Here is a 6,815-nt window from a genome sequence, read left to right on the forward strand (position 1 = left end):
GTGGCGGGGGCGGATGGGTTCTTCCCGCTGCCTTCCCCTGCCTTCGACAGCCACGGCCGGTGGTGCGGTTCAGCGCTTCCGGCGTACCGCTCCGGCGAGGATCAGCCCCTCCACCGCCTCGTACTGGTGCCGCTGTTGCTCCGACTCGGCCCGGCCGGAGGCCATCGTGCCGAGCCAGCCGCAGGCGAAGCCGATGGGGACGGACAGCAGGCTGGTCGTGGTGAAGGGGAACCAGTTGAAGTCGGCGTCGGGGAACGCGGACAGGGGGGAGCCGGAGACGAGGTTGGTGCCCGGCATCAGCAGCAGCACGGCGAGCGCGCCGCCGATGAGGGTGCTGAGCAGGCCGGTCCGGGTGTAGCGGCGCCAGAAGAGGCTGTAGACGAGGGCGGGTGCGATGGCGGACGCGCCGAGGCAGAGCGACAGGGTGACCAGGGGTTGCAGGCTGTGGTGCTGCACCAGGGTGGCGAGCAGGATCGCGGGGACGCCCACCGCGAGCGCGGAGAGGCGGGCGAGGGTCATCTCGCGGCGCGGTGACATCTCCTGGACACGGGCCGCGAAGACGTCGTGGGCGAGGGAGTTGGCGCAGGCGAGGATCATGCCGGCGACGGAGGCGAGGACGGTGAGGAAGATCGCCGTGGTGACGGTGGTGAACAGGAAGGTCTCCGCCGTGGTCAGCTCGGCGCCGAACGCGGCCTGGGAGCCGAGCAGATAGGCGGTGTTGCCCCGCGGGTCGGCCTGTGCGACCGCCTCCCGTCCGATCAGCGCGGTCGCGCCGAAGCCGACGACGGTGATGACGAGGACGAAGAGGGCGACGCTCGACACCGCCCAGGACATGGAACGGCGTATCTGGCGGGCACTGGAGGCGGTGTACATGCGCATGGTGACGTGGGGGAGGCAGGCGCCGCCGAGGACGACCGTCAGATGTGAGGTGATCATGTCCAGGCCGGGGCCGGCGCCGCCGCTGAACTGGAGGCCGGGGGCGAGGAAGGCGGAGCCCACACCGCTGTTGTCGGCGGCCGCGTCGAACAGGGCGCCCGGGTTCCAGTCGAACCGGTGCAGGATGAGGGCGGCGACGACGACGCCGGAGCCGAGCAGCATCACGATCTTCAGGATCTGGATGAGGGCGGTGCCCTTCATGCCGCCGATCGCCGCGTAGCCGATCATCAGGGCACCCACTCCGATGATGCAGCCCGTCTGCAGCGACTCGCCGGAGAAGCCCAGGAGGAACGCCATCAGCTGCCCGGTGCCGGCGAGCTGCACCAGCATCATGGGCAGCAGTGCGGCGAGGGTGACGGCGCAGGCGGTGACGCGTATCGCGCGTCCCTGCGGCATCCGCCGGGTCAGGGCGTCGCCCATGGTGAACCGGCCCGCGTTGCGCAGCGGTTCGGCCAGCAGGAACATCAGCAGCATCAGGGACAGGGCGGTGCTCAGCGCGAGGACGATGCCGTCGTACCCGAACAGGGCGATGACCCCGCCGGTGCCGAGGACGGTCGCCGCGGAGATGTAGTCACCGGCGATCGCCAGGCCGTTGCGCAGGGAGGACAGGGAGCCGTAGCCGGTGTAGAACTCGTCGAGGTCGTCACGGTCGGGACCGGTCATCACGCACAGCAGCAGCGTGACCGTGACGACGGCACAGAAGCCGACGAGCGCCATGGCCTGCGCGTTCCCGGTGAACTCCGGGCTCATGGCGGTCATCGCGCCTCCTTCCGCCCGGCGTCCAGCGCGGCCTGCCTGCGGATGAGGTCCGCGAGGGGGTCGACACGGCGGCGTGCGGTGCCTTCGTACATCGCGATCGCCAGCCAGGTCACGGGCACCTGGAGCACGGCGAGCAGCAGGCCGGTGGGCACCCCGTCGGTGACGGTCCCGGTCATGAACGACGGCGTGTACGCGGACAGGACCAGGAAGACGGTGAAGTAGCCGAGCGCGGTGAGTGTCGCCACGCGTCGCTGCCAGCGGTAGGCGCTGCGCAGGATGCGCAGGTCACTGTGGTGCCCGAGCGGTGCCCGGGTCGCCGCCCGCCGCGGTGGGGACGGGGGCGGGGGAGCGGGCTGCCACGGGTAGGTGAGGTGGGAGGGGGCGTACGCGTCGCGGTTCGGGGCGGGGGGACACGGGTTCCGGTGCGGGGGCGTCGGCGGGTCCCATGGGGTGGGGTCCCACGGGGAGGGGTCCCGTGGTGACGGATACGGGTCGTAGGACATCCCGTGCTCCTTGCAGGCTCGGTCCGTGTGGGGGCGGCAGGGAGTTGGGGGGTGGGGAGAGCGAGCCACGCACGTTACTCGCGCGTACGGTCCTGCGCCGCGTTTTGGCCGAACTGATCGGTCGGTATGTGATGTCCGGACCGTCCGTGGGTCGAACGGGAGGTGTTACCCGCGTTAACCCGGGCGTTTGCCGTGTGTCTGCGTCCGTGTCAGTGTCCGCGCCCGTCGCCGGGCGGGAGGTGCCGGCGGACGTAGCTCGTCCCGGGGCGGCCGCCGACCGTGATGTCCCGCACGCGCGTGAAGCCGTTGCGGGTGAGGACGGCCATCGACGCGGGATTGTCCGACGTGGTGACCGCGGTCAACGTCGTGAGACCGTACGGCCGCGCCGCCAGACGGCAGACCCGGGCCACCGCTGCCGTCGCCACACCGCGGCCCGCCGCGCGTTCCCCCACGCGGTAGCCGAGTTCGGCCGAGCCGTCCGCGACGTCGATCAGGTTCACCCGGCCGACGACACTCCCGTCCTCGTCCAGGACGACATGGAAGTGGCAGGTGCCCGCCTCCTGTTCGGCCAGGAGCGAGGCGTGGCGGGCGGCGAAGCCGGACGGCGTGAAGTACGCGTCCCCCCGGTCCGGTACCGAGCGGGCGAAGTAGGCGCGGTTGTCGTGCTCGAAGGCCAGCAGTGCGGGCGCGTGCTCCGCGCGGAGGCGTTCCAGGATCGGCATACCGGAACGGTAGGCGGGGACCGCTCCCGGAGCATCGGGATTTCGCGGCTTGACCCTGACGCGGCGGGAGGGTGGAGGCTGAGTGGGCCGTCGGGAGGAGGCAACCCTGAGAAGCGCTCCGCCTGTCGGGGGAGAGCCCTTAGGGGTACCTCCGTACTACGGCTCGGGGAGGGTTCGTACCGACGGATGACGAGACGGGGCGGGGGCGGTCCTTAATCTGGCTTTACGCCGCTGGGGGGGCGGCAAGGCACACCACCGGGGGTGGGGTTTTCCTCAGGAGAAGACTGCGCCGGGCACCAGGGCGCACGATCCTCCCCGCCGCCAGACTGAACCACGTCGAACGAACACGCACGAAGCGGCCGTCGGGCACGACGGCGGTCGCGCCGGGCACTGCTGTCCCCATTGCTTACCGACATAGGAGAATTACCGTGACATCGGCTGTGACCATTCCCAGGCACGGGGGTACTGGAGGGCGTACGGCCGTTGCCGCGCGGGCGCGGCAGGTCGTGAAGGCGTACGGGGCCGGTGAGACCCGCGTCGTCGCACTCGACCACGTCGACGTGGACATCGCCCGCGGCCAGTTCACCGCGATCATGGGTCCCTCGGGGTCCGGCAAGTCCACGCTGATGCACTGCCTGGCCGGGCTCGACACCGTGACCAGCGGGCAGATCCATCTGGACGAGACCGAGATCACCGGCCTGAAGGACAAGAAGCTCACGCAGCTGCGCCGGGACCGGATCGGGTTCATCTTCCAGGCGTTCAACCTGCTGCCGACGCTGAACGCGCTCGAGAACATCACGCTGCCCATGGACATCGCCGGCCGCAAGCCCGACCAGGGGTGGCTGGACCGGGTCGTGGAGACCGTGGGGCTCGCCGGGCGGCTGAAGCACCGGCCCACCCAGCTGTCCGGCGGTCAGCAGCAGCGCGTCGCCGTGGCGCGGGCGCTGGCGGCCCGGCCCGAGATCATCTTCGGTGACGAGCCGACCGGAAACCTCGACTCGCGCGCCGGCGCCGAGGTCCTCGGCTTCCTGCGCCGCTCGGTCGACGACCTGGGTCAGACCATCGTGATGGTCACCCACGACCCGGTCGCCGCCTCCTACGCGGACCGTGTGCTGTACCTCGCCGACGGCCGCATCGTCGACGAGATGCACCAGCCGACGGCCGAACAGGTCCTGGACCGGATGAAGGACTTCGACGCCCGGGGGCGCACGTCATGACCGTGCTGAAGACCTCGATGCGCAACTTCCTCGCGCACAAGGGGCGGATGGCGCTGTCGGCGGTGGCGGTGCTGCTGTCGGTGGCCTTCGTCTGCGGGACCCTCGTGTTCACCGACACGATGTCCACGACGTTCGACAAACTGTTCGCGGCCACGGCGTCGGACGTCACGGTCAGCGCCAAGGACGCCTCCGACGGCGGCGAGACGACCTCCGACAACGGCAAGCCGCCGGTCATCCCGGCCTCGGTGCTCGCCGAGGTGCGGAAGGTGGACGGGGTGGAGTCGGTCGAGGGGGCGCTGCACTCCACCTCGCTGACCGTCGTCGACGGCGACAAGGAGAGCCTCTCGCCCACCAGCGGCGGCCCGACCATCGTCGGCAACTGGACCGCCAACGACGCCCGCACCATGAAGATCACCTCCGGTGCGGCGCCCGAAGGTCCCGACCAGATCCTGGTCGACGCCGACACCGCCGACAAGCACGGCCTGGAGCTCGGTGACGAGATCGGCGTGATCAGCGTGATCGGCACGCACACCGCGAAGATCTCCGGCATCGCCGACTTCACCGTCACCAACCCCGGCGCCGCGATCTTCTTCCTGGACACGAAGACCGCCCAGCAGGCCCTGCTCGGCGAGAGCGACGTCTTCACCAACGTCAACGCCACGGCCGCCGACGGCGTCAGCCACGCGCAGCTGAAGAAGAACGTCGTCGCCGCGCTGGGCGGCGACTACAAGGTGCTGACCGCGAAGGAGAGCGCGGAGGCGGGCCAGAAGGACGTCGAGGGCTTCATGAGCGTCCTGAAGTACGCGATGCTCGGCTTCGCCGGGATCGCCTTCCTCGTCGGCATCTTCCTGATCATCAACACCTTCTCCATGCTGGTGGCCCAGCGCACCCGGGAGATCGGCCTGATGCGGGCCATCGGCTCCTCCCGCAGGCAGGTCAACCGCTCGGTGCTGATCGAGGCGCTGTTCCTCGGCGTCGTCGGTTCGGTGCTCGGTGTGGGCGCGGGCGTCGGCCTCGCCGTCGGGCTGATGAAGCTCATGGGCATGGCGGGCATGGAACTGTCCACGGACGACCTCACCGTCGCCTGGACGACCCCGGCGATCGGACTGCTCCTCGGTGTCCTCGTCACCGTCCTGGCCGCCTATCTGCCGGCCCGGCGGGCCGGCAAGATCTCCCCGATGGCCGCACTGCGCGACGCGGGTGCCCCCGCGGACGCCAGGGCCGGCTGGATCCGGGGCGGCGTCGGCACGCTGCTGACCGCGGTCGGCGCGTTCGCCCTGTATCTCGCGGGGGCCGCGGAGAAGGCCGCGGAGGGCTCGATGTGGCTGGGCCTCGGTGTGGTGCTGTCGCTGATCGGCTTCGTCCTCATCGGTCCGCTGCTCGCCGGCGGTGTGGTCCGTGTCCTCGGCGTCGTCGTGCTGCGGGTCTTCGGCCCCGTGGGGCGGATGGCCGAGCGCAACGCCCTGCGCAACCCGCGCCGCACCGGTGCCACGGGCGCCGCGCTGATGATCGGGCTCGCCCTGGTGGCGTGCCTGTCGGTGGTCGGCTCCTCCATGGTGGCCTCGGCCACCGACGAGCTGGACAAGAGCGTCGGCACGGACTTCATCATCCAGTCCGACAGCGGCCAGCTGATCACTCCGCAGGCCGTGGAGGCCGTGAAGAACGCCCCGCAGGTGGAGCGGGTCACCGAGTACAAGTGGACCGAGGCCGACTTCACCACGCCCGACGGCAAGACGCTCAAGAACACGGCGATCACGGCGGCCGACCCGACGTACGCCACCGACCTGCGGGTCGAGACGGTCGAGGGACAGCTCGCGGACGCCTACCGGCCCGACTCGATGTCCGTCCACGAGAAGTTCGCCGAGGACCACGGCATCGGCCTCGGGTCGAAGATCGACGTCGCGTTCAAGGACGGGTCGACCGCCGGCCTGACCGTCCGGGCGATCACCAGCAGTGACGCCGTGGTCGACGCGGGTGCGATGTACACGTCGATCGACACCATGGCCAGGTACGTCCCGGCCGACAAGATGCCGTTGGACATGCTGCTCTTCGTCTCGGCGAAGGACGGCCAGCAGGACGCCGCGTACACGGCGCTGAAGGAATCGCTGCACGACTACCCGCAGTACACCGTGCGCGACCAGACCGACTACAAGGAAGCACTCAAGGACCAGATCGGCCAGCTGCTGAACATGATCTACGGTCTGCTGGCCCTGGCGATCGTCGTCGCGATCCTGGGTGTGGTCAACACCCTGGCCCTGTCGGTGGTCGAGCGGACGAGGGAGATCGGCCTGATGCGGGCCATCGGCCTCTCGCGCCGCCAGCTGCGCCGGATGATCCGCCTGGAGTCGGTCGTCATCGCCCTCTTCGGTGCCCTGCTGGGCCTGGGGCTGGGCATGGGCTGGGGCGCCACCGCCCAGCAGCTCCTCGCGCTGGAGGGCCTGAAGGTCCTCGAGATCCCGTGGCCGACGATCATCGGTGTGTTCATCGGCTCGGCGTTCGTGGGACTGTTCGCGGCCCTGATCCCGGCGTTCCGGGCGGGCCGGATGAACGTCCTGAACGCGATCGCCACCGAATAGCGACCGTCCGGCCACCGCACACGGGGGCACCGCCGGGCCCGGCGCCGGGAAGACGACCACCTGTCCTGGCGGACCTTCCGGGACGGCCCCTGGTTCGGCGCG

The 6,815-nt window shown here is 70.4% G+C and carries 5 protein-coding genes; 2 read left to right on the forward strand and 3 right to left on the reverse strand.

Annotated features, from left to right (window positions below; genetic code table 11):
* Positions 1-69 precede the first annotated feature (69 nt).
* The 3 genes from AB0I73_RS20960 to AB0I73_RS20970 form a co-directional block, all read right to left on the reverse strand.
* Positions 70-1,686: a cation acetate symporter gene (locus AB0I73_RS20960; protein WP_363039457.1), complete on the reverse strand. Its 1,617-nt coding sequence runs from the start codon at positions 1,684-1,686 to the stop codon at positions 70-72.
* Between the two features lie 5 nt (positions 1,687-1,691).
* The gene (locus AB0I73_RS20965) at positions 1,692-2,198 is read right to left on the reverse strand and encodes a DUF485 domain-containing protein (protein ID WP_363039445.1); all 507 of its coding nucleotides are present in this window, start codon (positions 2,196-2,198) and stop codon (positions 1,692-1,694) included.
* 209 nt (positions 2,199-2,407) lie between these two features.
* Entirely contained in the window at positions 2,408-2,920 is a 513-nt protein-coding gene (locus AB0I73_RS20970) for a GNAT family N-acetyltransferase (protein ID WP_363039447.1), read from the reverse strand.
* Positions 2,921-3,348: 428 nt separating this feature from the next.
* Between AB0I73_RS20970 and AB0I73_RS20975 the strand changes: the two genes are divergently transcribed.
* Positions 3,349-4,137 carry an ABC transporter ATP-binding protein gene (locus tag AB0I73_RS20975; RefSeq protein WP_363039449.1) on the forward strand — a complete coding sequence of 263 codons (789 nt, stop codon included), beginning with the start codon at positions 3,349-3,351 and terminating at the stop codon, positions 4,135-4,137.
* Positions 4,134-6,713 (forward strand): ABC transporter permease, encoded by a 2,580-nt coding sequence (locus tag AB0I73_RS20980; protein ID WP_363039451.1) that lies wholly within the window; start codon positions 4,134-4,136, stop codon positions 6,711-6,713. The genes AB0I73_RS20975 and AB0I73_RS20980 overlap by 4 nt, the downstream gene beginning before the upstream one ends.
* Positions 6,714-6,815 lie beyond the last annotated feature (102 nt).

The sequence above is a fragment of the Streptomyces sp. NPDC050388 genome (assembly GCF_040655635.1).
Classification (GTDB): Bacteria; Actinomycetota; Actinomycetes; order Streptomycetales; family Streptomycetaceae; genus Streptomyces.

What these genes read in the sequence shown, in the direction of transcription:
- AB0I73_RS20960 (WP_363039457.1), bottom strand. Translation starts at nt 1,686, where the DNA reads ATGAGCCCGGAGTTCACCGGGAACGCGCAGGCCATGGCGCTCGTCGGC.
- AB0I73_RS20965 (WP_363039445.1), bottom strand. Translation starts at nt 2,198, where the DNA reads ATGTCCTACGACCCGTATCCGTCACCACGGGACCCCTCCCCGTGGGAC.
- AB0I73_RS20970 (WP_363039447.1), bottom strand. Translation starts at nt 2,920, where the DNA reads ATGCCGATCCTGGAACGCCTCCGCGCGGAGCACGCGCCCGCACTGCTG.
- AB0I73_RS20980 (WP_363039451.1), top strand. Translation starts at nt 4,134, where the DNA reads ATGACCGTGCTGAAGACCTCGATGCGCAACTTCCTCGCGCACAAGGGG.